The 26,781-nt window shown below is 61.1% G+C and carries 19 protein-coding genes, 2 rRNA genes and 1 pseudogene; 6 read left to right on the plus strand and 16 right to left on the minus strand.

Features of this window, described 5'->3' with window-relative positions; translation table 11 throughout:
* Positions 1-8: 8 nt before the first annotated feature.
* The 12 genes from L6D80_RS17260 to bcsE all read right to left on the minus strand — a co-directional run bounded on the left by L6D80_RS17260 (position 9) and on the right by bcsE (position 16,737).
* Complete coding sequence (locus tag L6D80_RS17260; protein WP_054902440.1) at positions 9-872, minus strand: ABC transporter ATP-binding protein; 864 nt, start codon at positions 870-872, stop codon at positions 9-11.
* A gap of 6 nt (positions 873-878) precedes the next feature.
* Positions 879-1,898, minus strand: coding sequence for an ABC transporter substrate-binding protein (locus tag L6D80_RS17265; RefSeq protein ID WP_054902439.1), 1,020 nt, complete (start codon positions 1,896-1,898; stop codon positions 879-881).
* A gap of 16 nt (positions 1,899-1,914) precedes the next feature.
* Positions 1,915-2,814, minus strand: coding sequence for a TauD/TfdA dioxygenase family protein (locus L6D80_RS17270; protein ID WP_054902438.1), 900 nt, complete (start codon positions 2,812-2,814; stop codon positions 1,915-1,917).
* A gap of 210 nt (positions 2,815-3,024) precedes the next feature.
* Entirely contained in the window at positions 3,025-6,546 is a 3,522-nt protein-coding gene (bcsC, locus tag L6D80_RS17275; protein WP_176513794.1) for a cellulose synthase complex outer membrane protein BcsC, read from the minus strand.
* Positions 6,534-7,646, minus strand: coding sequence for a cellulose synthase complex periplasmic endoglucanase BcsZ (gene bcsZ, locus L6D80_RS17280; protein ID WP_054902436.1), 1,113 nt, complete (start codon positions 7,644-7,646; stop codon positions 6,534-6,536). The genes bcsC and bcsZ overlap by 13 nt, the downstream gene beginning before the upstream one ends.
* A gap of 2 nt (positions 7,647-7,648) precedes the next feature.
* Positions 7,649-9,928 (minus strand): cellulose biosynthesis cyclic di-GMP-binding regulatory protein BcsB, encoded by a 2,280-nt coding sequence (gene bcsB, locus L6D80_RS17285; protein ID WP_054902435.1) that lies wholly within the window; start codon positions 9,926-9,928, stop codon positions 7,649-7,651.
* On the minus strand, positions 9,928-12,537 hold the full coding sequence (gene bcsA / locus L6D80_RS17290) for a UDP-forming cellulose synthase catalytic subunit (protein WP_176513792.1): 2,610 nt from the start codon (positions 12,535-12,537) through the stop codon (positions 9,928-9,930). Before bcsA ends, bcsB begins: the two co-directional genes overlap by 1 nt.
* Positions 12,534-13,250: a cellulose biosynthesis protein BcsQ gene (gene bcsQ, locus L6D80_RS17295; RefSeq protein WP_054902433.1), complete on the minus strand. Its 717-nt coding sequence runs from the start codon at positions 13,248-13,250 to the stop codon at positions 12,534-12,536. Before bcsQ ends, bcsA begins: the two co-directional genes overlap by 4 nt.
* Positions 13,247-13,465, minus strand: a complete 219-nt coding sequence (gene bcsR, locus L6D80_RS17300; protein ID WP_054902432.1) for a cellulose biosynthesis protein BcsR — start codon at positions 13,463-13,465, stop codon at positions 13,247-13,249. The genes bcsQ and bcsR overlap by 4 nt, the downstream gene beginning before the upstream one ends.
* A complete protein-coding gene (gene bcsG, locus L6D80_RS17305) occupies positions 13,462-15,072 on the minus strand; it encodes a cellulose biosynthesis protein BcsG (protein ID WP_054902431.1) in 1,611 nt (536 codons plus the stop codon). Before bcsG ends, bcsR begins: the two co-directional genes overlap by 4 nt.
* Positions 15,065-15,250: a cellulose biosynthesis protein BcsF gene (bcsF, locus tag L6D80_RS17310; protein ID WP_054902430.1), complete on the minus strand. Its 186-nt coding sequence runs from the start codon at positions 15,248-15,250 to the stop codon at positions 15,065-15,067. The genes bcsG and bcsF overlap by 8 nt, the downstream gene beginning before the upstream one ends.
* A complete protein-coding gene (gene bcsE, locus L6D80_RS17315) occupies positions 15,247-16,737 on the minus strand; it encodes a cellulose biosynthesis protein BcsE (RefSeq protein ID WP_054902500.1) in 1,491 nt (496 codons plus the stop codon). Before bcsE ends, bcsF begins: the two co-directional genes overlap by 4 nt.
* A gap of 301 nt (positions 16,738-17,038) precedes the next feature.
* On the opposite strand from bcsE, the gene L6D80_RS17320 reads away from it, so the two are divergent.
* Positions 17,039-17,377, plus strand: a complete 339-nt coding sequence (locus L6D80_RS17320) for a hypothetical protein (RefSeq protein WP_054902499.1) — start codon at positions 17,039-17,041, stop codon at positions 17,375-17,377.
* A 13-nt stretch (positions 17,378-17,390) separates the two neighbouring features.
* Here L6D80_RS17320 and lapD read toward each other — a convergent pair whose 3' ends face one another.
* Together lapD and lapG are read right to left on the minus strand one after the other, a co-directional pair.
* A complete protein-coding gene (lapD, locus tag L6D80_RS17325) occupies positions 17,391-19,337 on the minus strand; it encodes a cyclic di-GMP receptor LapD (RefSeq protein ID WP_176513790.1) in 1,947 nt (648 codons plus the stop codon).
* 10 nt (positions 19,338-19,347) lie between these two features.
* A pseudogene (gene lapG, locus L6D80_RS17330) lies at positions 19,348-20,110 on the minus strand (cysteine protease LapG).
* A 199-nt stretch (positions 20,111-20,309) separates the two neighbouring features.
* On the opposite strand from lapG, the gene L6D80_RS17335 reads away from it, so the two are divergent.
* From L6D80_RS17335 to L6D80_RS17355, 5 genes are all read left to right on the plus strand, one after another.
* Complete coding sequence (locus L6D80_RS17335; protein ID WP_054902427.1) at positions 20,310-20,999, plus strand: GntR family transcriptional regulator; 690 nt, start codon at positions 20,310-20,312, stop codon at positions 20,997-20,999.
* Positions 21,000-21,084: 85 nt separating this feature from the next.
* Positions 21,085-21,588 carry a sigma-70 family RNA polymerase sigma factor gene (locus L6D80_RS17340; RefSeq protein ID WP_054902426.1) on the plus strand — a complete coding sequence of 168 codons (504 nt, stop codon included), beginning with the start codon at positions 21,085-21,087 and terminating at the stop codon, positions 21,586-21,588.
* The gene (locus L6D80_RS17345) at positions 21,589-22,548 is read left to right on the plus strand and encodes a FecR domain-containing protein (RefSeq protein ID WP_256215739.1); all 960 of its coding nucleotides are present in this window, start codon (positions 21,589-21,591) and stop codon (positions 22,546-22,548) included. It abuts the gene before it with no gap.
* Positions 22,549-22,715: 167 nt separating this feature from the next.
* Entirely contained in the window at positions 22,716-25,133 is a 2,418-nt protein-coding gene (locus L6D80_RS17350) for a TonB-dependent siderophore receptor (protein ID WP_176513786.1), read from the plus strand.
* Positions 25,134-25,216: 83 nt separating this feature from the next.
* Entirely contained in the window at positions 25,217-26,401 is a 1,185-nt protein-coding gene (locus tag L6D80_RS17355) for a PepSY-associated TM helix domain-containing protein (protein ID WP_054902425.1), read from the plus strand.
* 54 nt (positions 26,402-26,455) lie between these two features.
* On the opposite strand, the gene rrf (L6D80_RS17360) is transcribed toward L6D80_RS17355, so the two are convergent.
* Positions 26,456-26,571, minus strand: a 5S ribosomal RNA gene (rrf, locus tag L6D80_RS17360).
* A gap of 109 nt (positions 26,572-26,680) precedes the next feature.
* Positions 26,681-26,781, minus strand: a 5S ribosomal RNA gene (gene rrf, locus L6D80_RS17365); the annotation flags it as partial.

Genomic DNA, 26,781 nt, shown 5'->3' on the forward strand with positions numbered 1-26,781 from the left:
AGCTCCTGTCAGTAAGCGATGCGGATGTCGTTGAAGCCCAGGTCGTCCGTTTGCTCGGGCACATCGACCTCGTCGAACAGCAGGCGATGGATGCGTCGTGCGCTGGCCTGGAAGTCACTGGCGCCGAGGCTGCCCAGGTCGTACTGATGGCTGTGCACCTCGGCCCTTACCCGCCCCGGGTGGGGCGACAACAGCAAGATGCGGTTACCGACCACCAGCGCTTCTTCGATGGAGTGGGTGACGAACAGCAAGGTAAAGCGCACCTCCTCCCACAGCAGCAGCAGCTCTTCCTGCATCTTGCGCCGGGTCAACGCGTCGAGCGCGGCAAACGGCTCGTCCATCAACAGGATCTTCGGTTGCGTGGCCAGGGCGCGGGCAATCGCCACGCGCGCCTTCATGCCGCCCGACAGGGTGTGCGGATAGGCGTCGGCGAAGGCGGCGAGACCGACCTTGTCCAGGTAGTGCAACGCACGCTCTTCAGCCTCGGCACGCTTGAGCTGGCCAGACACCAGCAACGGGAACATGACGTTCTGCTTCACCGTCTTCCACGGTGGCAGCTGGTCGAACTCCTGGAACACCACGATGCGGTCAGGGCCGGGGCCGCTGACTGGCTGGCCCTGCAGCAGGATCTGCCCTTCCTGGGGGCTGATAAAACCTGCCACGGCCTTGAGCAGGGTGGACTTGCCGCACCCCGAAGGGCCGAGCAAGACAAAACGGTCGGCACGATCGACTTCGAAGCTGACCTGGTGAGTGGCCCGTACCACGCGCTGCGCGGTGCGGTATTCAAGGCTCAAATTGTCCACCTTGAGCAAAGGCGCTGTAGCGACACGGCTCAGGTTGCTGGCCGTGTGGCCTGGCAATGGGGCGGTCATGGTCGGTCAGCTCCCCTGCAGCGGGCGTTCGTCCTGGAAGAAGTAGTCCTTCCACGATTCCGGCTTGTGCTTGATGGCGCCGACCCGGTACAGGAAATCAGCCAGCTTGTAGGTGTTCTTCGGTGTGACAGTGAACTCGTACTGCGGGTTGTCGATCAGCTTGATCAGCGCATCGCGGTCGATCTTGGCCTTGGTCACACGGATATAGGTGTCGGCAGCGGCTGCCTTGTCCTTCTGGGCAAAGTCCGCAGCCTCGGCCAGCGCATCGACAAAGGCCTTGTAGGTCTTGGGGTTGTCATTGCGGAATTTTTCGGTGGCGAACAGCAGGGTCGGCGAGTTGGGGCCGAGCAGGTCATAGCTGTTGAGCACCACGTGCACGTCCTTGTTGGCCAAGGCCTGGTCCTGGAACGGCGGGTTGGAGAAGTGCCCGTTGAGCTCAGTACCACCCGCCAGCAACGCAGCAGTGGCGTCCGGATGCGGCACGGCCAGGGTGTATTTGTCGAGGCGGTTGTATTCCTTGTCTCCCCACTGCTGGGCAGCAGCGTACTGCAGGAAGCGCGACTGCACCGAGACGCCCACTGCTGGCACGGCTATACGGTCCTTGTCGGAAATGTCGGCGATGGTCTTCACGTTCGGGTTGCTGCTGAGCAGGTAGTACGGGAAGTTGCCCAGCGAGGCCACGGCCTTGACGTTCTGTCGGCCTTTGGTACGGTCCCACACGGTCAGCAGCGGGCCGACACCGGCGCCGGCGATGTCTACCGAGCCGGACAGCAGCGCGTCATTGATTGCCGCGCCACCAGAGAGCTGGGCCCAGTCGACCTCGATGTCGATGCCCTGCTCCTTGCCGTGTTTCTCGATCAGGTGCTGGTCACGTACCACGTTGAGCAACAGGTAGACGATACCGAACTGTTCGGCAACGCGGATCTTGCCTTCGGCATGTGCCGCGGTGGGCAGCGCAAGGCTACCGACGACCAGGCTGGCGCCCAGGCCAATGCTTGCCGCCAGGCGGCTGATGGAGTTGCGCATGATGTTTCCTCAGTCGTCAGAACGGGGCATCGCCCTGGATGGTGGTACGGAACAGTTTGCGCCGCAGGTGCGCAGGGCAGCCGGTGGCCAGGTGGATGAGCGAGCGGTTGTCCCAGAACACCATGTCGTGGGGTTGCCACTGGTGGCGATAGATGTTCTGTTCCAGCACGCTCAAGGCGTAAAGCTGCTGCAGCACGTCGCGGCTTTCATCGTCCGGCAGGCCGACGATGCGGGTGGTGAAACCTTCACTGACGAACAGCGCTTTGCGGCCGTTCTCCGGGTGGGTACGCACCACCGGATGGATGACTTCCTGCACCTGGGCCAGTTGCTCGGCGGTCAGGGTGGGGCGCCAGTTACCTTCGAATTTGGTTTCGGCATAGCGGGCGGTGTAGGAGTGAGCGGCACTGCGGCCTTCGACCACCTTACGCAGGGCTTCGGGAACGGCGTCCCAGGCTTTGTGCATATCGGCGAACAGGGTATCGCCACCTTCGCTGGGCAGCTCCTGGGCGTGAAGCATGGAACCCAGGCTTGGGAGTTCTTTGTAGGAGAGGTCCGAGTGCCAGAACTTGCCGGCATCACCCAGGCCGATGTTCTGGCCGTTCTCGATGATGTTGGAGACGATCAGGATCTCAGGGTGGCCAGCAAGCAGGAACTGCTTGAGCACATGGATCTGCAGCTCACCGAAACGGCGGCTGAAGCTGATCTGCTGTTCAGGGCTGATGCGCTGGTCGCGGAACACCAGCACATGGTGGTCGAGGTGGGCGCGATGAATACGGGAGAAATCCTCGGCGTTGACTGGTTTGGCCAGGTCCAGGCCGATGATCTCGGCGCCGACGGCACCAGAGAACGGGCGGATTTCGAAGGTTTGCGGCTGGGCGCTGTCGATGGACGACAAGGCGTTCGAGGCGGCGGACATTGTTCACTCCCACGCAGTGCGCGACTTCAAGACGCGCAACGATCAGAAACGCACGGGGATTACCCGTGTGGGTTCAAGTCGTGCGGCGCATCGATTGGTCGATGGGTACGCAGTCGGGCGAACTATAAATGCATAAGAAGAATATTTTAAATATCTTTAACGAATATCCATATGATGCAGTTCATTGCAGTGTGTAGGCACCAAACGCCGCTAACGCCACTCGCTATAAGGCTCCAGAGACGTTACTGGCAACGCCAGGTTACCCCGCCATGGCTCGAACAGATAACGCACATAGAACACAGCATGGCTGGGTGCATAGTCATCGCTATGCTGCCAGTCGAAACCGGCCCCCATTGCCCAGTGATCACTCAAACGCCGCTCAACGGCGCCATGCAGGCGATACCCCAGTCCGGTGCTGTCGCTGGCGTCGACCGTGGCATCAATGTTGGACTCGACAACGTCATAGCGCGCCAGCAACTTGCGGCTGATGCGCGAGTCCGGGTAGAGACGGCTGCTATCGCTATGGGCGCGCGACCAACTGACCGAGCCCTCCACCAGGAACGACCAGTCGTAGTTGCGCCAGGCGTAACTGACTGGCACACCCACCGACTGGTAGCGCTGTGGGCTGTAATACCCACCCTGGCCGAGGCTGTAACCACCCAGATCCTTGTCATAACGCCAATGCATCAGGGTAAGGCCGACCCGCATGCGCTCATCCGCCGTTTCTATCGCTCGGTAGTAGTATCCCGCCATGGCGCGAGTGCGTTGGTTGTCGGCAACATTCTCACCATAGAGCCAATGGTGCCCCAGACTGGCCCACACCCCATGATCACCACCCTGGTCCCAGCTCAAACCCAATGTCGCGCCATTGGCCGTCACGCCACCCCAGCGCACGCCGGTAGCAGGATCACGCGCTCCGGCGAACGACAGCAGCGAATTGCTCATGGGCCTGCGCGAGGCCGCCAGCGACCACCCCACCTGCCCCAGGTCGCCATTGACGATGGCGCCACCCAGCCAGTTGTTGACCTCGTAACCTTGAGTGGTGCCCAGGTCAAAGCCCCAGCGATCATTCTGCCAGCCCAACGCCAGCACGCCGCCGTCAGCCGTTTGCGAACCACCGCGACAGGTTGGCAGGGCCGCGCCGTTACGGGTTACGCCTTCAAACTGGCAGGTACCGAAATCGGCCGTATTGCGCCCATCTTCGTTCAGGTCGAAGGAACCTGCATCCATGCCAATGCGTTCCACGCGGGCGAACGCCGTGCCGTCGTCCCATGGGGTGTCGACATGCAGCAAGGTCGATTGGGTGTTCAACCTGGAAATACCTGGCGTACCGTCGTTCTTGCGCCAGCCGTAGTCATGCATGAGCGTGACATGGGTGTTGCGCTGGCGGTAGAGCTCATCCACATCACTGCGCAGGCTGCGCACCAGCCAATCATCCGCATCGTTGGCACGGCTGGCCAAAGTCATTGCCCGGTCATCCCGCGGCGAGAGCGCCGAACGACCGAGCAATTGCGCATCGGCCATCGCCGCTGCATAAAGGTCCAATGCGCGCTGCGGATCGTCTGCAGCGACTAAGCGCGCAGCATCACGGCGCAGCAAGGGGTCAGGCTGGGGCTGTTGTGCAGCAATGCGCTCCAGCAGCCTGGCAGCTTTTTGTTTTTCCCCCAACGCCACCCAGACCTCCGCCAGACGCTGCTGGCCCCCCACCGTCAGGTCAGTCAATTGCAACGGTTGCGTGGCCAATGCCTGGCGCACACGCGACAGGTCGCCTTCGGCAATCCAGCTTTGCATCATGCCGAGGCGGGCTTCCGGGCGCTTGGGCTGAGCCTGCAATACACGCTGGTAGTAACCACGCGCCTTGCTGTGATCGCCCCGCTCTGCCGCCCAGTCCGCCATCAACAAGAGGTCGTCAGGATCACCCTCGCCCTGGGCCTGGACGGCTTCCAGCACTGCGGTCGCCTCATCGGTACGGCCCTGGTCCTGCAGACGCTGCGCCTGGGCCAGGGTCATGCGCCGACGCAGCCGTTTGTCCAGCGACCGCATGTCATCGGTCCAGGCACCTTGTGGCACGGCGCGCAAGGTCTGCTGGGCGAGCACATCACGGTCACTGGACTCTAGATAAAGCCCATGGGCATAGCGGATGGCGGGATCCGCCGACTGACGCTGCAGTACTTGGGCGAATGCGGCGTCTGCCTCGGCGTTACGCCCCTGTTGGCGAAGGCTGCTGGCCAACTGGTAAACCAACCATGGCTCATCGGGGGCCAGCTCGACAGCCTGCTCCAGTACTCGGCTGGCAGTGAGCCAGTCCTCATGGCGCAATGCCACATCAGCCTGCTCGCGCAGGCGGGCAAGTTGCAGACTTTGCCGCAGGCTGGCGAACTGGGCCTGCTGAGCCGGCGGCAGGCTTTCCAGATACGCTTGGGCCTTGTCCATCGATTGAGCTTGATAGATCCGCATCAAGCCGCGTAGCGCACTTTCATTGCCTGGTGCTCTACCCCGTACGTGCAGGTACTGCCGCTCGGCGCTAGCTGCATCACCTTCGGCCAGCGATACATCAGCCAGCCCGAGCAAGGCAAATTCATCCTCGGGGCGTTGCTGTCGCGCCTGCTGATACAGCGTGCGAGCGGTGCGCAGGTCCTGCTTGGCCAGCGCGTTGTCCGCCCGTTGCAGCAACCCCCAGTACTGGCTGGAAGCCTCAAGGTCTTTCCATTTGCTCATCAAGCGTGTGCTCTGCTCGATCGCAGCAGCCTGGCGGAACGCAGTGTTAGCCTCTGCGTAACGACGCTGGCGCATCAGTGCGACACCCAACGCACCGTGCAAACTGGCATCGTCCGCATAGTGGCGCAGCGCCAGGCGCAGCTGCGCTTCGGCTTGAACATTACGTTCCTGTTCGAGTAGCACCTTGCCGCGTTGCCCTGCCTGCCAGGCGGGGTCGGCCACCAGTTTGCGCTGCTGATTGAGGTTTTCGCCGGCCAGGGTCAGCAGAGGCGAGGCTGGGTAACGCTGCACGAACGCCTGCCAGGCTGCAACGCTGCTGCCACTTACCGGCTGCTCGGACAGGTAGTCGAATTCGCGCTGTGCTGCAGCATCTCGCGCTGCCGGGTCACGCGACAGTTGGTCCAGCACCTGCAATGCCTCGCTATCGCGGTCTTCGCTGAACAACCAGCTGGCCAGGGTCTGGCGCAGGCCAGCATTGCCAGGGTACTGACGATCAAGCTGTTGCAACTGACTGATTGCTTGCGGCCGCTGCCCGACTAAGTTGCCCCGCACGCGCCAGTAATCCAGGGCCATGTCCAGGCTCGGGGGATCCCCGGCAAACAACTGGTCATAGGCGATCAGGGCTTCTTCATAGCGTCCGGTGACCGCCAGCAGGCGGGCCTGCTGCAGCCGCTGCGCCGGCTCCGGTTGTTGCAGTTGCAGCAAACGGCGAGCCCGCCGGTCCTGATTGCTTCCAGGCGCCACTTGGCTGATCGTTGCACTCAGTTGTTCCGCCTCTTGGGGCTTCTGTTCCCGCAGAGCCAGGCTCAACGCTGCCAGCAACGCATCAGGGTCGAGTGGTTCCAACAGCCTCAGCTTGGCCAGGGCGTTATGCACCAGGTCATCGCGGTGCAACGCTTCACCGACACGGACCTGTTCGAGCAGCCATTGGCGCTGCTCATCGCGATCCTTAGGTTGTGCGGCCACTGCACATGACAACGCTGTCAAGGTCAGCACACCGATCATTCGGAACATGGTGCGCTCCAGGCAGGCAGCAGTCGGCCGTTGTTGTCGAAGCGATAACGGCCCTCATCCCAGCCCTGGCCGAACAGGGCAAGCACCTGGTTGTAATACGCGCGCGGCTCGACGGGCTGCTCGTGCAGGCGTTTACGCTGGGCTTCAAGCGCAGCGTGGCCGCCCGGGGCAGTGGCCAACAGCGGCAGGAGTGCTGCAGAGAAGCCCACGGGGCCATGGCCGCTGACCTTTGCGCTGAGGGCGTCGACGCTTTCCGGTGGCTGGCCGCCGCGCATGGTCAGCGCCACCATCGGTGCAAAATGGTGCAGTAACTCATCACGCTGCGCCGCCCCGTTGGCCAGCATTCCCAACCACAGGTACACACGAATGGCGTCATAGTCCCCGGCACTGCCGTGCTCGGGATCGGGCTCGACGGCGGCTGCAGGTGTCCACAACAACCAGTCCGGCGCGAAGCCCTTGGGCGACGCCTCTAACCAGACACGGCGGACATTGCCAGCCATCTCCGCCCATAAGGGATCTACCAAGGCGAAGCGGTCGAACAACTGCGGGGGCAGGTAGCTGGGATTGAGCCGCCAGCCACGATCGTTTTCGAAACCGTAGTCGCCAGGCAATATCATCACACCCAGACCAGGCAACTTGCGCACGGTCTGCGCGGCAATGCGCCAAAGCATCTGCTGGCCCAACTGAGCGTAGGTGGGCTCATCCCACAGCCGCCCCGCTTCGAGCAGGCTGTAAGCGATCCACAGATCAGCGTCGCTGGCATTATTGGTGTCCAATACTTGCCATTGTTGCTGGCTGTTGCGCCCCCATAGCCAAGCCGGCAAGTGCCGTGCAAGGTCACCCTGGGCTAGGTTGTTGCTGGTCCAGCGCAGCACGTGAGCAAAGGCCTCGCGATCATTACCGACCAAGGCGAAGAACAACGCATAGCTCTGCCCTTCGGAGGTGGTAACCAGACGCTCGTCACTGCGATCAAGAACTCGGCCATCCGCACTGACCATTTGGATCTTGAATCGCTCCCAGGCCGGCCACGGACACGCCGTCGACGCCGCAGCGACGGCGGGCATGCACAGCAGCGCCAGTAATGCCAACAGCTGTCGCATGTTCAATCAGCCTCGCCCAAGCGACGACGCGCGGCCCAACGCAGCGCACGCCACAACAGGAAGGCGAACAGCAGCACGCTGACGGAGGCGACTACCGCGATCAGCGCCGGATAGTCGGACAGGTGGAACCACAGCAGCAGCCACCACGGCAGTTGGCCAACAAAATAGTGCTCGCCGATGAACTGGCTGCTGACACCACTGCTGCGCACCAGGGCGACGGAACCTGCCACCGCCTCCAACTTACCCGAGTCCGCCAGCACCTCACGCAACAACGCGAAATCGGCATCAGAATTGGCCAGCAGAGCAACGACACTGCGCTGCTCATGGAACGGCGATTTCAGCCCTGTGATAGCGGCGATCGGCGCCTGCGCACTAACCGCGACACGGCTATTGGGTTCAACCGGCGCGGTCGTGAAACGCTGATTACCCTGCGATGCCAGGGTCCGGCCCTGCACCATCCAATCTCGTTGTTGATCGAGCATCAGGCCGAGGTTAGGAGCATCGCGCAGCCCTTCAGGCATACTACCTATCAACAGCAGGTCGGCATCAGCTTGCGCTGCCTGTTCCCAATCGTCGGTCAGCCGCACGTTAAGAGCCGGGTAGCCAGTCTGCCCAGCCACGCTGCTGACTGCATCGAGCAGGGTACCGACCTGCATCTGTGTCGGTTTGCCCGGTACCAGGATCACTGTTTCGGACAGATCGGCCATACGGCTGTAGGGGAAGCCACTGCGGGCAAAGGCACGCAGATCAGGCATTGCCATGTAGTGGTAATAGCCGGACAGGTCGATGGTCGAGTTCTCGTCGATAGCGGCTCGTACGTCCACCGGCAGCGAGGTTTGGCAGTGGTCGCGCTGGGCGCTCCCCAAGGTGCTGGCAAAGCTGAAGTCGAAGCGCAGGCGATTTCGCGCACCGATCTTCAAGGCAGGTACCAGCGACTGTTCGGTCAATGCCGTGCTATCGGTGGACAGCACGTTCAGGCGCATTTCTTCGAGCGTGCCGCCGCGGCGGTCATTACCCACCAGGGGCATGCTGGTGATGTATTGATCGTTGACACTGATGCTCAACCGCGATTCGTCGGTAACCGCCGGCGGTGTATAGCGATACAGGGTCTGCAGCGGTATACCCTGGTTGCGCCAGACAAACAGGTCTGGCGGCAAATTCACATCGAGGGTGATCGGCCGCGGCTGCAAGCCGCTTACCTGAAGCTGCTCGGGATAATCGAGCAGCTCAGAGAAGCGCACCGGCCGATCCGTACGTGTCCAGTTCGGCGCATCGTATGGCTTGCGCGGTTGCAGGGCCGTCATCTGCTCGATTTTGACCCGTGCCCCTCGGAACAAATCGCTGCCAACGGCCAGCGCGGATGCCGCCTTTACCAGGTCCTCGTCATCGCGACCGAGCACCAGCAGCACTTTGCTCCAGCGATCGGTCGGGTGATCGATCAGTTGCACTACCGGGCCATCGACCTTCGGAAATTTCTCAAGGTCACCGAGAAACGCCGGGCGACGCTCGTTTGTGGCGAAAACGATGACCGGATTTGACCTGTCACCGCTGGCTGGCAGCGTGTTGAACGACACCGGGAAAGTCGCTTTGCGCCACCCTGCCTTGCTGCCGAAATAGGATGAAAGGATAGCGGCTGCGCGCTGTTCCCCCAGTGTTGGCGCGTCGGCGAACACCACCGGTAGCTCGACCTTGCTGGTATCGCGCGCATCGAAGAACGGCAGCGGGAAGTAGGCAAGGTCATTTTCCAAGGTCAGCGGCTGCTCAAGCAGCCTGACCTGACTCTTGCGATTGAGGTTCAGCCACAGGCCGCTGTTCGCAGGGTCTTCACAGATGTCGGTGTAATGCCCGACGAACTCCAGGCGTACTCGGTTGAAGTCGCTGATGAGTTTCGGGTCCAAAGGCAACTGGCGCCGCACGCGCTGGCCGAGCTGGTCCTTTTCTACCGGCACCACACCCATCAATTCATCGTTGAGATAGACGCGCAGATGCGAAATGTTCGGAAGCAATGCCGGCGAAGGGGTGTAGTCCAGTTGCAGGACCGCCTCGGTCGCCAGGCGATCTCGGCGCACACCGAAATCGATGTTCTCGCTGCCACGCACACCCAGTAAAAGGCTGTCAGAAGCACGGCCTAGCTGCTCGAATGTTTTGCTAACGGGCCAATTGGGCACTGCTGACTCGCCAGGTACGGCAACGGGAGCAACAGCGGCGACGGCAGCGTTCTGGAGAAGGGAGGCAAGCAGCGCCATCGCCAAGCCCCAGGTGCGCGCGGGATAACGAGTCATCATGCGTCTCGGTCAACAAGGTTCGTGGATGGAGTGGTTCGTGGCGTACGGGGCATGTAGCTACCCAGCCAGCACGCTAGGTGGCACACGGGCTGCAGCCGTTCGCGGAGCCAACCTGGGGTGTGTTCGATCAAACGCCGGTAGCCTACGCCGCCCAGCTTGAGTACGCCGACCAGGCTGCTAAGCGGGCGATCGACTTCGTGCTTGTCCTGCCAACCCAGCCACGCATCGGCCCGGGCGAAGGTGCAGTGCACCAGATCAATCCGCTGTTGCTGGCTGAGGCTATCGAAGGTCAAGCCCACATGCTGGCCGACGCTACGGGTCACCCGTGCAGCAAAGGCAAACTCGCGCTGGCCGCGGCTCAGCAGCAGCCGCACCCGCTCCCCAGGTCGGGGGGCAGTGACCTCACCCAACTGCAAGCCGATACCTCCATCGGAGTAATCGACCAGCGTGCAGGGGTAGCCGTGGCCACTTTCCAGCAGCAGGGCGACCGGCAGATGCATCTGCACGCGGTGAGCGCGACGAACCTGACGCACTTCGGCCGCGACCGCGCAGGCGGCGCCGAGGATCAGCAGGTTATAGATCACCCACAGCGAACTGACGATCACTGTGCCTATCTCAGCTACCGGCCCGTAAATCAGTCGCCAAACAGCAAAACCCAGGCCAACCACGTTCAGCCCGGCGAGGAACAGATATGGCTGGGCGATTCGCCAATCGAACTGCCCTTGCTCCATCAGCCCACCCTTGGCAGTGACATTGAAGGTCCCTTTCTTTGGCGCGAACAACGCAACCGTGGTGGGCCTGGCGATGTACCAAGCCAGCACGGTCTCGTAGACCTCACCCCAAAACGTCTGCCGGTATTTGCCCTGCATGCGTGAGTTGGTAAGGCTGGCATGAATCATGTGCGGCAACACGTAGAGCAGAATCATCAACGCGGGTGCGTAGATGATGTAGGCATGCAGCAACAGGAATGCCAGCGGCGCAGTGAGGAAGATCAACCGGGGTAGGCCAGCGAGGAAGTGCAGCATGGCGTTGGCGTAGCAAACCCGCTGGAACAAACTGAGCCCGCGACCGAACAGGGGGTTGTCGGTCCGGAAGATTTGCACCATGCCACGCGCCCAGCGAATGCGCTGGCCGATGTGGGCCGACAGGCTCTCGGTCGCAAGACCTGCTGCCTGGGGGAGGCTCAAGTAGGCCGAGGTCCAGCCCTGGCGGTGCATGCGTAAGGCGGTATGGGCATCCTCGGTCACTGTCTCGACCGCGAATCCGCCGATGCTTTCCAGCGCGGTGCGCCGTAGCACGGCGCACGAACCGCAGAAAAAGGCAGCGTTCCACATGTCGTTGCCGTCCTGGATCAACCCATAGAACAACTCGCCTTCATTGGGGCGGCGGCGGAAAGACCCCAGGTTGCGCTCGAACGGGTCGGGCGAGAAGAAATGATGGGGCGTCTGCACCAGTGCCAACTTGGGGTCCTTGAGGAACCAGCCGACCGTCATCTGCAGGAAGGAGCGCACCGGCACGTGGTCGCAGTCGAAAATCGCAATCAGCTCGCTGTCAGTAACGCCCAGCGCATGATTGAGGTTCCCTGCTTTGGCGTGCTTGTTGTCCGAGCGCACGATGTAGCCCACACCCACTTCGTCGGCGAAGGCGCGAAACGCCTCGCGCCGACCATCGTCAAGAATGTAGATGCGCAGGCACTCGCGGGGCCAGTCCAGGCCCAGGGCGGCGAGCACAGTGGTGCGCACCACCGACAGGTCCTCGTTGTAGGTAGGGATCATCAAGTCGACTGTCGGCCAGTGCTTCAGGTTTTCCGGGAGGCTCACCGGTTTGCGTTGCAGCGGCCAGCAGGTCTGGATGTAGCCAAGGATCAGCACAAACCAGGAATAGGTTTCTGCAACCAGAAGGATCACGCCACAGACCAGGTCGAGTGTATCGTTCCAGTTCAATGTCGAGGTATAGCGCCACCACAGATAGCGACAGGAAATGATCGTCGACAACACGATCAGCATCAGCGTCGGGAAACGGCCGGGCATGTAGCGCACCAACATCGCGATGCCCCACAACAGAAAAATGAACACCAGCTGCGCCAGGTAACCGAACGGTTCGGTCACACAGAGCAATGCCAGAAGGACAGCGCAGCAGGTGAGTACGGTGTAGAACAGTCGGCGGCCAAAAACGCTCAGACGACGCAAACGCCTGGCGGAATCGCGTTGAAGCTGGCTGTCGCGAAAACGTGCAGGTACCTGGCGCATGGTTTCTGCCAGCCGAGCTCGAAGCCGTCGCACCCCCTCCCAGGCAGCACCCAATGGGCTTGCCAATGCAGTCCGGACGCCAGGTAGCCAGCCCAGCTTATGCTGCTGCCGATCATGCCGCAGCAGCAGCCAAACGCACTGGATCAGCAGGCGCACCGGGTCCCCCAGTGTCGGCCGCTTGCCGACGAACTGCGGGAACAACCGCTGGCGGTCGGCCAGTAATGCTTGCCAGGCTGGCGATTCAAGCCGCAGCAACAGGTACGCCAGCCACACGCACAGGGTAAACACCAACGCGACCGGCTGACGGGCGCCGCGAGCAGTAAAGTGGCCGTAGGCTGAGAGAGGCGTCACGCTCACGCTTGCCGCCTCGCCAGACAGCGCACTGCCAGGCTCTGCACATCCCGGGATGCCAGGCTCTGCGGCGCGTAATGGCCTACGGGTGCCTTACAGGCAAAGGCCTCGGCAAAGGCTTCGTCACGGTGCACCAGTTGCAGGGGCAAACGGTTTCGATACTGGTCACGCCAAACCATCAGCACATCGCCTTGCAAGCTGCTTGCAGGGTCGAAACGGTTGACCAGCATGAGGTCGTAACGCTCCAACTGCTGACGACCGAGCAGCACATGGCTGGTCATCTCCGCCTCTGCCACCAATATCTGCATATCGGTTTTAAATGCCCGTGTCCTTTCGGCACTGACGGGGTGAGGAAGGTCGAACAGCAACCAGTCGAAATGCTCGGCCAACGCGGCTTGTCGAGTGCGCCAAATATCAGGGTCGAAGTACCCGCTCAGGTCCTTGATCTGACCTTGGGCAACCTCGCCAAAAGGCATCAGACACAGCCCGTCGAGCACTTCATACAGGGGTTCGCCGAACGGCCGTCCTTGCAGTTGCGAACGTGCCCAGCCGTCACGCTGGTCAAGGGGCAAGTTATAGTGCAGGCCCAGCAGGTTTTCCGGGCACAGGTCGATCAGCAGTACCCGCTCGCCAAGCTCTCGCAAGGCGTAACCCAGTGCTGCCACCAATGCGCTGCGTCCCAGCCCACCGCGCAAACCATGCAATGCCAGGGTGATCATGGGGTGACTGCCTCCGGCAGTACTACCCGATCCGCAGCGGCTTTCTCGGCCCGTGCCCTGTAACTTTCACCCAGCAACGGCCAGCGCTGCAATGCCTGCTGCACGCCGACCATCATGGAGATGTCCTGATAGCTCAGGGCAGGCAGGGCCAGGTGCTGACGAAGCTGGGCGATATCGTCACTGCGATCGGAGGGGTCAGCCTTGCCAGCCATCATGGGCTCTCCTTGGGAACAGGCTGCCAATTCGGCTGCCCTTGCAGACGCATGTAGGTGCGCCCTTGATAGTCGAGGACCTGGGCACCAGAGGTTTCCGAAACACGCTCGGTGGTCGGCAGGTCGGTAAGCAGGCTGGGCAGGTCGAGCGTCTGCCCGGCACCCAGGCCGGCGTAAACGCGCGATACCAACTCGGACAAGGCCAGGAAGCTGGTGGGTGAGGTCACTCTCAACGGCTCGCTGCGTACATGCTGGCCCATGCCAATGAACTTCAGGCCGACCGGTACATGAGTAATGGACGGTGTCGGGATTTCGCGCATGCCGGACAACTGCATTCGGTCACCGTGCAAGGCCGCGCCATGTTCAGGAACGATGGCCACCACCACGCGACGGCCACTGCCCTCGAGGTCGTCCAAAAACTTGCCCAGGTCGGCGAAAAGGCGGTTGGCCCGCGTGGCGTAATCGGCCGCGCGCGTGCCGCCGTCGGCGGTCACGACGCGGTTACCATCATGGAGGCTGATCGTGTTGTAAAACAGCGAGACATGCTGAGCTGCCAGGTTTTTGCGCTGGCCCCACCAGCCACGTAACACATCCAGATCCCCGGCGATTGGCGAGCCATCGAAACTGACCAGCGCCCTGGGGAAGTCGCTGGCACTGAGGCCAGGCTGAGGCATGTGCTGGCTGGTAATGTCGCCAATGAAGTTGTCGAACCGCCCGCTATGGTTTAGCAAGGTCTGGCTTTGGAAGCCGAGCTTGTCCAGGTTCTGGAACAGCAGGCACTGCTCGGGAGCCGGCTGGTACAGACCGGAATGAGACGATTGGCCACAGCTGGCCCTGAGCACGCGTATTGCGGCAGGCCCGCTGTAAGACGTGGCGGAGTTGAACTGATCGAAAACCACGTCCATGCGTGAGAACAGCGCATTATCGTGCATGCCAACAGCCGATAGATCATCCCAGGCCAAGGAACACACGTTGATGATCAACAGGTCGAAGGGCTGCTCGTCTGGTTTGACTACAGGGAACGAGGTCACTCGCTGACGCTCGCTGGCGAAGAAGCGCTCGAGCCAGGCATTGAGGGTCGCATTGTCGGCTACCGCAGCGGTAGACGCCGTGGCGGCAACGCCGCCCACGGCCTGCTGGCCGCCGGGGGCGCTCAGCGACGGTAGCCCACCGAGTGTAAGCCATGCTAGCCCCACCAGGCTGAGCGTGCTCAGACGCAGCCAGTGACGCAAGAACAGGTAGCCCACTAGCAGCAGCACGAGGGCTCCCATCAGGTTCCAGTTGACGAACCTGGCCATCAGCTCCAGCAGGTAATGCCACGAAAAATCGAACACACCTGGTTGTTCCAGCAGGCGACGGAACGGGGGTAGCCAAGTGTCGTGATAGAACAACGCGACGCCCAGCGGCACCGCCACGACCTGACGAACAATTCGCACCCACCTCAAAGGCAAGGGCACTAACAGAAATGCTGCGAACAACAGATTCGGCAAAGCCTGAAAATCAAGCGTGCCGATGGCCACCAAAAGAAATTTGGCCAGGAAGTAGAGGTTCCACGCACCCAGGCCGCGCCAAGCCGCTGCCCCAGGTACGGTATGGGTCAAACTAGTCATGATCGGGACTCTGACGCACTACACGGCGGCGTACGCCAACCGGCTTCAGGTAACGGGGCCGCAGACGGCGGCTGAGCCAACCCAACACCACGGCTCGTGCACGTATCACGAATAGAACCAGCATCAAGGTGACCAGCGCACTGATCCCGATCACCTGCAGCAGTTGTTCGAAGTTCATACCGCTCCCTCAAGGCGCAGCCTGATCTGACGTGGAGTCAGCACCGGCCTCTTCTGCGCCGACGGCAGCGCAACTGAATCCGCGAGTGGTAGCTGCGGTTTAGTGGCGTCGAGGAAGGCAGGGGTTGCCAAGCTGTCGAGGCTTACCAGCACATCCTGGCTGATAAACAGCTCTTTCCAGGACAACTGGAATATATGGTCCAGCGCCTGTTCGACACCTTCGGAACGACAAGCGAACAGGAACAGGAACAGCACTTCACCGACCACACAGGCGATATCACCATCGCGGCGGAACATTGTGCGTGAACACGCCTGCAGCGGGCTCAGGCCAGGCGCAGGGCGCAGTACCAGCAACTGGTGCACGATTTCACCGTTTCGATGACCGTGCCACATCTGTTGGACGGCCTCTGCAAAGGCGCGCGGGGCGACCAGGCCACAAATAGGTAACGGTCGAAGGCGCGCGAGCAAGGCATCAAAATCGGCCGGCAGATGTCGACGCCAGACATAGCCCTGGATGCTGTCGACCATGGTCAGAAATCGCGAAAGGCTCGCGCCGAATGGCACGATTTGGCTGGCACCGCATGCCAGCAGCAACTGCTCGTCCTGATAGCGGAGGGTGGGGGCCACTTCACGCACCACCAGCTTGAGTGCATTACCACGCAGTTGTCGCAAGGTGTGAAGCTGCAGGGCCAGCACATCAAGACGCTGCCCACCGTCCATGGCAAAAATCACAGTTGCCGAGACAGCCCGGCTCGCCTTGGCCCCTAACTCGCTGATGCTGTCGAACACCTGCCAATGCTCGGACAGTGCTGGCGCCCCTTCAAGCACTTGGCTCTGTGCCAGGCATTCCAACTCATCACCGCCCGCATCGGTCAACGGCACAGCACGACCGGCAAATACCAAGCCATCAGCGTGGCGCGCCAGTTCGAAATCCTGTGGGCCGGCTACGCCCAGCCTGTTGCTCCAGAAATGTTGCAGATAGCGGACGCTGCCCTGCCCACGGTAAAGCTGGGCGAGCCCGTCGATAGACTGATTGAATGCTCGGAGACGCTCGACCAGCGAAGCACTCTGCCCCTCACTGATGACCACGATCAGCGCACCGGCAGCCAGTGCCGCTTGGCGCAGGGTTTGACACCAGTGCTCGACCTTGCCGCTTTCCCAGGCAGACGTCGGCACGAGCGCCATCAGCACGCGGCCAGGCAGGTCTATGCGAGGCAGATCATGCATGAGGTGCAGGACGGCTCGCGTGTCACTTTCGTACAGTGCCAGTTCGACCGGGCCGCAATTCGAATCCAGCCCACCAAGCGTCTCACGCAACGCGCGCGCATCGCCCAGCAACGCCGCCCGGGTTTGTTCAGGCATGCTGGCGATCAATTGACGGCAGAGTGTAGAGGCGTTTTCTGTGGTGTCACAGGCCAACCAATACAGGCCTTGCTCATGAAACTGGCTATGCTCGGCACTCAAACCGGGAATAGCCAACAACGGAATACTTTTCGTCAAAACGATGACTCTGAATTCGATATCGAAGCTGATTCTTGGCGAGAGGGCCTTGCACGCAGGGAAGACTTTTTTGACGTGCCTTGGCGTCAAAAAGTCGACTAGCACAGTCGCGCATTGATATAAATCGTCAATTCTACAGCACCAAGGCAAAATAGTGTCAAGATGATGGTTTCACCGCTTGTCGCAAATCCCTCCCGGCGCGACTGGCAGGCGCAACAGCGCAACAGCGCAACATTGCCTATGCTGGCCTGAGCCGGCAATCAATGGCCAGGTGAGGAGGATGGATGCCATGTTCTACGTGCAACGCGACAACAAGGGGCAACTGCAGCGGGTGGAAGCTGCACCCTACGCCGAATACACGCAAATCCTGCCGGACGACCATGCAGACATCCAGGCATGGTTTGCTGACGACGTGGTCGAGACCAGCCTGCAGCAACTCAAGCAGAGCGACCTGGACATGATCCGGGTGCTTGAAGACGTGATCGAGGTGCTCACCGCCAAAGGCGTGTTCAGCATCACCGACCTGCCGCCAGGGGCTCAGGCCAAGTTGCTCAGCCGCTCCACCGCACGTAAGGCACTGGGCAGCTTGAACAACCTGATCGGCGAAGAAGATGGCGGATTGATCTGACCCACTTGCGCGGTCAACGCCAGGGCGCGGGTTCACCGACCAGCTGCCCCTGAATCCCTTCGACCCCCATTTGCGCCAGCACAAGGCGCTCCCCTTCCGTCTCGACCCGTTCGGCTATCAACGGCAAGTCGATACTGTGGGCCGCGCGTTGAATCGCCTCGATGAACAGGCGTTTATGCTGTTCGTGGTCAATGTTGCGAACGTAACTGCCGTCGATCTTCAGGTAGGCCAGACCCAGGTGCACCAGGTTGCCAATCCTGTTGAAACGCCCGCCAAAACGCTGCAACGCCAGCCCGAAGCCAAGCCCGTGCAGGCGCCGGGCCAGGTGTTCGAGTACAGCCTGCTCGGGGAGCTGCTCTTCGCCGATTTCCAGGACCAAGCGCGGCCCCAGCGCGATGTGTTGGCCCAGCAGTTCGTAAATCCGTTGCAACGCCTTGGGGTCAGCCAGGGTTGCGGCCGACAGATTCAGCGCAAGCACCTGATCATGACCCTGCAGATGCGTCAGCACTTTTTCCAGCACCAGGACATCCAGCCGCGGCATCCAGCCGAAACGCTCCAGCCAAGGCAGGAAGCGGCCAGCCGGCAGAGCCTCGCCCTGGCCGTCGTGCAAGCGTGAAATGACTTTGTGGTGGCGCACGCGTTGCGGTGCCTTGCAATCCACCACCGGCTGGAAGAACAGTTCGAACTGGTCTTTGAGGAAGGCCTGATCCAGCCGCGCTCGCCAGTCATGATGGCTTTCGCCAGCGATCGCCTGAGCCCCCTGCTCCAGGCACATCCAACCTGGCGTCAGCTGGCTCTCGGCGCGCGCCAGGGCCTCATCGGCAAGATGCAAGAGCGCCTGCGGTGCGTCGCCGGGGCGAAAGGGTACAAGGCCAATAAAGGCAACCGGATCAACGTCGGTGGCACCGGTCTGGTGCAGGCTCTGCAAGGCCGCTTCCAGCGCCTGGGCAAGGTGCACGGCATCTTCCTGCACCATGCCCGGTGCCAGCACCGCAAACTCGCCGCCCCGACTGCGAGCGATCAGGTTTCTGGTTGCCGGGTAGGCGTCACAGGTACGGCACAGCTGTTCGCCCACCGCTTGCAGCAGCTGGTCGGTACGTTGGCCCCCCAGGCGGGTGTTGAGCCCTGACAGGTCGCGCACGCGCAGCAACAGCAAGTAGCCTGCTCGCCCTTCCTCCCGGTGGCTTACGCAGGCATCGAGCTGCATGTCGAAGTAGCGGCGGTTGGCAAGCCCGGTCAAGCTGTCCTGATAAGACTCGGCACGCAGCCGCTCGCTGCGTTCGGCCTGTTCGTTGAACAGGGCCTTGAGCTTCTCGACCATCTGGTTCATCGCCTGGACCACACGGCGCAGCTCGGGCGTGCGGGGCAACTCGGGCAGGCTCAGGAACTCACGGCGGGCAATGGCATGGGATTGTTCGACCAGGTAGTCCAGCGGACGCAACTGGCGTCGCAGCAACAAGGCTCCCAGCACCGCACTCGCCGCGCCGCAGAGCAGCAGCCAGCCCAGGCTGCCCAATGCACTCTGCCAGAGCTTGGCGATGGCGAACATCGGATGGCTGATTACCTCGACTCGGGCGGCCTGTTGCCAGCCACGGCTGACAATCGCATCACCGCCGGCCGCTTGCAGTCCGAGCAAATGGACGAACCAGGCTGGCACACCGCCGGGGTCTGGTTCTGCGTGGCGCTCGACCAGTACCGCGTTGGATGCCTGGTCGATGACTTTGATGCTCGTGTAATAGCCACTGTCGAAGATCGAACTGACCATGAGCTCGACCATGGCTGGGTCGTCGATGTTCGGCGTCAGCGCCAGCGCCAACGCGGTGGCTGCGTCCTGGGCGTGGGAGCGCAACTGGTTGACGTACTGGCTGCGCGAGCTTTCCAGGCTGACCATGAAGCTGCCGCTGAACGCGACCACCAGGAACAGGCAAATGGCCAACAGCAATTGTTTGAACAGTGACATTGGCGCTCCTTCAGTAAACCGGCTCGGCCGGGAACCCTTCGGCCTGCATTTTTTTCAGCACGTCCTGCCAGCGTGACAGGCGCTTGGTGTCACCGACTTTCCTGTTGCCCGTGGCCCCGGCGAGCCACAGGCCTTCACCATTGAAGGCGTAGACCGGCAACAGGTCGGTACGTTGGCTGGCTGGCTTGATCGCATCCATCAGGCTGTCGAGCACCAGTGGCTGTGCTTGTGGGCTTGAATAATAGGTCAGCACCATATGCGCGCGATTCTGGCGCAAGGCCTTGACGTAGGTAATACGCAGCTTCTCGCTGGAAATGCCCATGCGCCTCAGGCTGAAATACTTGGCGATAGCATAGTCTTCGCAATCACCGGCACCCTTGATCAGCGACTGGATCGGTGTGGCCCAGTAATCGACCTCGTGCCACAGGTCGATGTCTTCGACATAGCGCAGCTGCTGGTTGAAAAACAGATTGACCACCTTCAGGCGCTGAAGCTCGGTGCGTTGGCTTTGCGTGGCCATCAACGTTTGCCAGGCATCGATGCGGCCTTTGCCAGCACCCAGCGGGCCATACAACGCCTGTGACTTGCGACTGATCTCGGCAAAATCCCAGTCTGCGTGCAAACCGCCCAGTGGCAAGCCCGCCAGCAGCAGCGCCAGGCCGATTCGTTGTATGGCAGCGTTGAGCGTCCCGGGTATCGCCACGGCGAAGACCTGTTCAGACCTTTTTGAATGCAGCGATGGTGGGGCCTGACCATTTAAAAGACAATGGCACCCTGCAATCACGGCACCGGTTGTCGGGCTGACCCTACTTTATGGTTATCACTTTGTGTGTTCGCTTCCTTTGGCTCGCGTCTTCATCCACCATACTTGAAGTATTGATTCACCCCCCTCAACGCATTCGGGTTTGACAACCGGTCTTGCCTGTCACTAGTTTCATTGGATCCAACTTTCGTCATCGAGGCAGACTCCGCGTGGCCGAGAAAATCAAATTGAGCAACGTGTTGGTAAGCGAACAGGTGCCCGCCCACCTAGCCCGTGGCGTGATCGAAGAACGCTTGCGCAGTGCCATCCTCGACGGCCGCCTGCCACCGGGTACTGCCGTGCGTCAGCAAGAGCTCGCCACCCTGTATGGCGTCAGCCGTATGCCGGTGCGTGAAGCCCTGCGCCAACTGGAGGCGCAATCGCTGCTGAAAGTGGAAATGCACAAAGGCGCGGTTGTCGCGCCCTTGATCGGCGAAGATGCGGTCGACACCTACGCCCTGCGGGTGTTGCTCGAGTCCGAAGCGCTGCGCCAATCCATTCCTCTGCTAGAGGCCGAAGACATCGCCCGCGCGCGTGGTTACATCCGGCAATTGGAAACAGAAACCCGGCACGCGGAAATCGGCCGCCTCAACCGCCTGCTCCACATGGCGCTGTATGGCAAGGCGCAGAACCAGAAGCTGCTGCGCCTGATCGAGAACGAGCTCAATGAAGAGGAGCGATTTCTACGATTCCATCTGTCTTCGATGGGGCTGGGCAAGCTGACCCAGGACGATCACAACGCGCTGGTGAATGCAGCCAGCGACAAGCGGGTGGATGAGGCGATCAGGGTGCTGGAGCAACATCTGAACAATGGGGCGCGCGTGATCAGGAATTACTTGGACAAGCAGGCGGCCCAGTAGCAGGGCAAAACAGCAAATCACGGTTGCAAACGTCCGCGCCCCGGCAAACAATGAGACTAATTATCATTTATGCCGACAGCCCGTCATGCCTTCCAACAATTCCGTGCACACACTCTACAGTGATCATCACAACTGGCTGAATACATGGCTGCGCAGCAAGCTGGGCAATGCTGCCGATGCCGCAGACCTGGCACAGGACACGTTCGTACGCTTGCTGCAACGCCAGGAGCACATGCAACTGAACGCGCCACGAGCCTTCCTGCGGACCATCGCCCGTGGCCTGGTGATCGATCACTGGCGGCGTGAAGCGTTGCACCGCGCCTATCTCGATGCCTTGGCGCAGCTGCCTGAGGCGCAAGTACCGTCTGCCGAAACCCGCGAGCTGCTGCTGGAGTTGCTCGAACGCATCGCACGGATGCTCGATGGCCTCAAGCCCAAGGTTCGCCGGGCGTTTCTGCTGGCCCAGTGCGAGGGGCTGAGCCACAAGGCAATCGCCGAGCAGATGGGAATATCGCTCCGTTCGGTCGAGCGCCATGTGGCCGACGCGCTCTACCATTGCTATCTGTTGCGCTACGAAGAGGCGCATTGAGTGGTGCCCTCCGCCAAGGCCGTGAAGCAGGCCATTGAGTGGATGCTTTGCCTGCGTGAGCGTGGAAACGACCCCAGGCTGTTGCAGCAATGCGAGCAATGGCGCAACGCCGGACCGGAACATGAACTGGCCTGGCAAAGGGTGCTGGCGCTTCATCACGACCTCGACCTGCGCGCCGTTCCAGGGGCCAGTGTTGCCCTGCAGACGCTGGAAACCAGCCAGCGGCGGCTGCGACGTCGCCAGGCCCTCAAGCTGCTGGGTGGAGTGGCCCTGGTGGGCACGGCTACCTGGCTGACGAAAGACCTCGACAGCGTCAGCGCATGGACCTCCGACTACGCCACCGCAACCGGCGAGCAACGCAGCGTCGGGCTGCCCGATGGCTCGTTGTTGCAACTCAATACCCGCAGCGCCGTGGACCTGGCCTTCACGGCCCAGCAGCGCATGATCCACCTCAAGCACGGTGAATTGATGCTTACCTGTAGCCAGGCAGCCGACCAGGCACGACCGCTATTGGTACAAACGCGTGATGCCCTCCTCGAGGGTTTCGAGGGGCGCTTCACTGTCCGACAGGACGATGACTGCACAAGGGTCAGCGTCAGCCAAGGCACCGTTGCGATACATCGTCCCAGCGATGGCAACCTGCAGTGGATCGGCAGTGGGCAGGACTGGCGGCTGGACTCAGCGGGTGCCCAGCGCCTCGAACAGGTGGACATGGACGCCGCAGCCTGGACGCAAGGGCTGATCGTCACCCGTGACATGCGCCTGGCCGATTTCCTCGCGCAGGTGAGCCGTTATCGTCATGGCTACCTGAGCTGCACTGGCGACATCGCAGACCTGCGTTTGTCGGGCGTATTCCGCCTGGAGGACCCGGAACGGCTGCTGCAATTGCTACCGCAGACGCTGCCAGTGCACTTGCGCCAACGCACACGCTGGTGGATTCGGCTGGAGCATGTGGCCTGATTTCAATATTCGGTAAATATTTTGGCGGGTGTTACGTAGGCATCCGGCTAGGACAGTAAGCGACGCTTTCTGCCCTTAACGATCCGACGGACTTCCCCATGCCCATTGCTTCACGCTCAGCACGTGCCACAACCGAGAATGATTTTCGACCTGTCTTGAATTCAGCCATGCTTGGCAAAGCAGTCCGCGCCGCGCTATTCGGCACCGCGCTTGTCATAACCGCTGCGCCAATGCTGGCACAGGCAGCCGAACCGACGCCGCTCGGCCAACAATATGCGATTCCCGCTGGCCAATTAAATGACGTGCTCAACCAGTTTGCCCGTCAGGCTGGCATCACACTGTCGAGCACGCCGCAATTGACAGGTGAACTGAAGTCCAATGGCTTGCAGGGCCACTATGCGACCGACCAAGCGTTACGCCAGTTGCTCCATGGCACCGGGCTTGAGGCCGTCAGCCAGGATGGGCACAGCTACGTCCTACGTGCCCAGCCACAAGAGGCCGCCCTCGCACTCCCGGACACCGATGTTCGAAGCTTCACCCTGGGTAACGCGTTAGGCAGCATGGAGGGCTACAACGCGACCCACAGCCAGGTCGCGACCAAGACCAGCACGCCCCTGGTGGAAACCTCGCAGTCCGTGTCGGTGGTGACCCGTCAGCAAATCGATGACCAGGGGTCGCAGACTGTCGCCCAGGCCATGCGCTACACCCCGGGTGTGCTGACCAACCCCTATGGCGCCACCCATCGCTATGACTATGTGGCGATGCGTGGCTTCAACGATGGCTCGGTGGACAACATCTACGTCGATGGCCTCAAGTCCATGGGCGACAACGGCACCTACAGCACCATGCAGGTAGACCCTTACTTCCTGGAGCGTATCGACATCCTCAAGGGCCCCTCCTCGGTTCTCTATGGCCGCAGCTCCCCTGGTGGCCTGGTGGCACTGACCACCAAGAAGCCTCTGTTCGAGGCCTACCACCAGGTACAAGCTACCGTGGGAACGCAAGGGCAACGTGGCATGGGCTTCGACTTCAGCGGCCCGCTGGATGATGACAAACGCATTGCTTATCGCCTGACTGGCCTTGCAGATGCTTCCGACACGCAGTTCAACCACACCAAGGAAGAACGCTACGCCATTGCCCCGTCGATGAGTATCGACTTCACCGAAGATACGTCGCTTACTCTCCAGGCTTACCTGCAGCACGACCCCAATGGGGGCTATCACGGTGGTAACCCGGCAGACGGCATGCTGCACAAACGTAACGGGCAGCGGCTGTCCGACCACTTCTTCGAAGGCGAGCCGGGGATCGACAATTACGAACGGACCCAGCAATCGTTCAGCTACCAGTTCGAGCATCGCTTCAACGACGTCTTCACTGCACGGCAGAACTTCCGCTACCAGGATTCCGATGTGTCGATGGACCAAGTGTACTCAGCGGGCTGGGCCGATGCCGACAGCAATATCCTCAACCGCGCCTATACCGGTGGTGACGAGCGTCTGCATTCGTTCATCATCGATAACATGCTGCAGGCGGAGTTCTTCACCGGCACAGCGAAACACACGCTGCTGCTGGGCACCGACTACCAACGGCGCAAGGCCGATGTAGAGTGGCGCTACGGTACGGTCGACCCGCTCGATGCCGGGAATCCGCATTACGGTAATGGCAACCTTCAGGTACTGGGCGAAAACCGCTACCAACGTCGCTTGCAGCAGACCGGGGTGTATCTGCAGGACCTGGTCGAACTGGACCAGTGGCGCTTCTCGCTGGGGCTGCGTCAGGACTGGGTGAAGGTCTCGGAAGAGAACCGTGACAGCGACAGCAAGGTCAGCGACCAGCGCTCCAAGTTCACCACGCGCGCCGGTGTGTTGTATCTGTTCGAGAACGGTATTGCGCCCTACGTCAGCTATTCGGAATCGTTCAATCCCAATACGGTTTCCGACCAGGACGGCCGCCCGCTGGCACCAACCGAGGGCACTCAGTGGGAAGCCGGTATCAAGTACCAGCCACCGGGTAGCGACAACCTGTTCACTGCATCGGTGTTCCGCATCGAGCAGGAGAACCTGGCATCCAAGCAGCCGAACGAAGACTTCTATCGCCCAGTAGGTGAAGTGCGCTCCCAAGGCCTGGAGCTGGAAGCCCATGTGCAGGTGACGGATAACCTCAAGCTGTTGGGTGGTTACACCTTCACCGATATCGAGTACTCCAAGTCGATGCCGAGCCTGGTGGCAGGCAACCTCGACAACAGGGGTAACTCGCCGACCCAGGCACCGAAGCAGATGCTCTCGCTGTGGGCCGATTACAACTTCCGCCAGGGCCCGCTCGACGGTCTGCGTCTGGGTGGGGGGGTACGGTACGTGGGATACAGCTGGGTGGATGCGGAAAACAGCATGAAGGTGCCCTCCTACACCTTGTTTGACGCCTCGGTCGGCTACGACCTTGGCAAAGTCGGGCTCAAGGGTGTGGATGTACGCCTGAATGCCAACAACCTGACCAACGAGACCTACATCACTTCGTGCGCCAGCCTGAATTACTGCTACATGGGTGAGGAGCGCAATGTCAGCGCTACGGTCAGCTATCAGTTCTGAGCCTGCCTACCTTCGCTGCGAAGCCAGCGCCTGATACCAGGTGCTGGCTTTTTCGTTTCTGGTGATTTTGGGAGTTTGCTCAGATGCGCCAATTGTATGTCTTGCTGCACCGCTACCTGGGCCTGGTGATTGCCGCGTTTCTTGCCCTTGCCGGGCTCACCGGCAGCCTGCTGGCGTTTCATCATGAACTGGATGAATGGCTGAACCCAGGCTTTTACGAGGCGCCATCCGAGGGTGTGGTCCAGCAGCCGGGTGCGCTTGTGGATAAGTTGCAGGCGGAACATCCGCGCTTGCAAGTCTGGTACATGGAGTATCCGCAGGAGGCAGGCCATTCCGCCTTGCTGGCAATGGTCCCGCGTAATGACCCGCAGTCGGGCGAGCCCTATGCCGAGAAGAACACCGTGTTCTACCTTGACCCCGTCACTGGGCAGACCCTGGGCCAGCGTTATTGGGGTGAGTGCTGTTTCTCGCGGGAGAACTTGATGCCGTTCATCCTGGAGCTGCACTACAGCCTGGCCTTGCCGGGCAATTGGGGCCTGCTGCTGATGGGCGTGGTGGCCATCCTGTGGGTTGTGGATTGTTTCATTGCGCTAGTGCTGACGCTACCCAGAGGGCGCCCGTTCTGGCGCAAGTGGGGGACGGCGTGGAAGATCAAGGGCGGCCACGCCTATCGGCTTAACATGGATATCCACAGGGCTAGCGGACTGTGGCTTTGGTTATTGCTGTTGCCCATCGCCATCAGCAGCGTTGCGATGAACCTGCCGGCGCAGGTCTTCAAACCGGCGGTGTCGTTGTTCTCACCGGTTGAGCCGAGTGTGTATGAGGCGCGTGGCGCGTTGCCGAAGGAGGCCCTTGGGGTAACCAGGCTTAACTACCAACAGGCCTATCAGCGGGCACAGGAGGAAGGCTCGCGGCTAGGGCTGATGGCCCCAATCGGGGAGCTGTACTACAGCTTCGAATACAACTTCTATGGTGCCGGGTTTGGTCAGCATGACACCGATGCCCATGGCAAGTCCTGGCTGTTCTTCCATGGCACCGATGGCCGCTTGCTAGGCCAGGAAATCGCCGGGCAAGGCACGCTGGGTGAACAGTTCTACCGACTGCAACTGCCCATACACGGCGGCCGGATCATCGGCATGACCGGGCAGATCCTTATCGCGATACTGGGTGTTGTGATTGCAGTGCTTTCCTTTACCGGCGTGTACATCTGGTGGCGCAAGCTGCAGGCACGACGGATGGGCAAAGCACGCAAGGTCGCAATGCAATAACCCAGAAAGGACAAAGCCCCTGTCTGCAGCGCAGACAGGGGCTTTGGGTTTGAATCTTGACGATGACCTACTCTCACATGGGGAAACCCCACACTACCATCGGCGATGCATCGTTTCACTGCTGAGTTCGGGATGGGATCAGGTGGTTCCAATGCTCTATGGTCGTCAAGAAATTCTGTGTGCCGGCCCGTCCTGCGGACGTACCCGCGAATCTCTGTAGTTCCTACTTAAAGACAAAACCCCTACCTGCTCACGCAGATAGGGGTTTTGCGAAATGAATCTTGACGATGACCTACTCTCACATGGGGAAACCCCACACTACCATCGGCGATGCATCGTTTCACTACTGAGTTCGGGATGGGATCAGGTGGTTCCAATGC

Source organism: Pseudomonas ceruminis (genome assembly GCF_021602025.1).
In the GTDB taxonomy this organism is placed as follows: Bacteria; Pseudomonadota; Gammaproteobacteria; order Pseudomonadales; family Pseudomonadaceae; genus Aquipseudomonas; species Aquipseudomonas ceruminis.

Excerpts from the sequence above, each read along its gene's own strand:
- bcsC (WP_176513794.1), bottom strand. The coding sequence starts at position 6,546 with ATGTTCCGAATGATCGGTGTGCTGACCTTGACAGCGTTGTCATGTGCA.
- L6D80_RS17320 (WP_054902499.1), top strand. The coding sequence starts at position 17,039 with ATGTTCTACGTGCAACGCGACAACAAGGGGCAACTGCAGCGGGTGGAA.
- bcsQ (WP_054902433.1), bottom strand. The coding sequence starts at position 13,250 with ATGATCACCCTGGCATTGCATGGTTTGCGCGGTGGGCTGGGACGCAGC.
- L6D80_RS17350 (WP_176513786.1), top strand. The coding sequence starts at position 22,716 with ATGCTTGGCAAAGCAGTCCGCGCCGCGCTATTCGGCACCGCGCTTGTC.
- L6D80_RS17355 (WP_054902425.1), top strand. The coding sequence starts at position 25,217 with ATGCGCCAATTGTATGTCTTGCTGCACCGCTACCTGGGCCTGGTGATT.
- bcsG (WP_054902431.1), bottom strand. The coding sequence starts at position 15,072 with ATGACTAGTTTGACCCATACCGTACCTGGGGCAGCGGCTTGGCGCGGC.
- bcsB (WP_054902435.1), bottom strand. The coding sequence starts at position 9,928 with ATGACTCGTTATCCCGCGCGCACCTGGGGCTTGGCGATGGCGCTGCTT.
- bcsZ (WP_054902436.1), bottom strand. The coding sequence starts at position 7,646 with ATGCGACAGCTGTTGGCATTACTGGCGCTGCTGTGCATGCCCGCCGTC.
- L6D80_RS17270 (WP_054902438.1), bottom strand. The coding sequence starts at position 2,814 with ATGTCCGCCGCCTCGAACGCCTTGTCGTCCATCGACAGCGCCCAGCCG.
- lapD (WP_176513790.1), bottom strand. The coding sequence starts at position 19,337 with ATGTCACTGTTCAAACAATTGCTGTTGGCCATTTGCCTGTTCCTGGTG.
- bcsR (WP_054902432.1), bottom strand. The coding sequence starts at position 13,465 with ATGATGGCTGGCAAGGCTGACCCCTCCGATCGCAGTGACGATATCGCC.
- L6D80_RS17265 (WP_054902439.1), bottom strand. The coding sequence starts at position 1,898 with ATGCGCAACTCCATCAGCCGCCTGGCGGCAAGCATTGGCCTGGGCGCC.
- L6D80_RS17260 (WP_054902440.1), bottom strand. The coding sequence starts at position 872 with ATGACCGCCCCATTGCCAGGCCACACGGCCAGCAACCTGAGCCGTGTC.
- L6D80_RS17340 (WP_054902426.1), top strand. The coding sequence starts at position 21,085 with ATGCCTTCCAACAATTCCGTGCACACACTCTACAGTGATCATCACAAC.
- bcsF (WP_054902430.1), bottom strand. The coding sequence starts at position 15,250 with ATGAACTTCGAACAACTGCTGCAGGTGATCGGGATCAGTGCGCTGGTC.